1 protein-coding gene is annotated in these 561 nt (G+C 74.0%); it reads right to left on the minus strand.

Annotation, left to right across the window (positions count from 1 at the left end; genetic code table 11):
• A partial coding sequence (locus P409_RS35595) for an ROK family protein (protein WP_034849899.1) occupies positions 1–401 on the minus strand: 401 nt, incomplete at its 3' end.
• Positions 402–561: the final 160 nt, after the last annotated feature.

A 561-nucleotide genomic window follows, 5' to 3' on the forward strand; every position in this document is an offset into this window, starting at 1 on the left:
AGCCCGCCGCCGACGCCGGTCGACACGGTCAGGAACACCATCGAGCCGACGCCCTGCGCGGCGCCGTGGCGGAACTCGCCCCAGGCCGCGGCCTGGGCGTCGTTCACCGCCCGCACCGGGACGCCGAGCCGGTCCTGCAGCGCCGCGACCAGCGGCGAATCCGGCGGCACCGGCAGAGTGCCCGGGTTGGTGGCGGAAAGTTTCCCGTCCCGCACCAGCCCGGTGGTGGCGATCCCGACCGGCCCGTCGACCCAACCGGCCACCAGAGCGGCGACGGCCTCGACCAGGCTTTCGAAGCGTCCGTCCCGCGGCGTCGGCGCCTGGCGGCGTTCCAGCACCGCGGCACCCTCCACCCGGGCGGCGGCGATCTTGGTGCCGCCGAGATCGACGACGGTGGTCATCGAGAACTCCCGGCGCTCGCCGCCTGCTCCCTTATAGTCCCCCCTCCCCTTGCGGGAGGGGGGTAGGGGGAGGGGGTTGCCGCCGGACGCGCTGATCCCAGGAATGCAGGTTGGGATGGCGGAGATGGCCATGACTCATTCGCGCGCGGACGCGCGCAGA

The organism is Inquilinus limosus MP06 (assembly GCF_000767795.1).
GTDB classification, from domain to species: domain Bacteria; phylum Pseudomonadota; class Alphaproteobacteria; order DSM-16000; family Inquilinaceae; genus Inquilinus; species Inquilinus limosus_E.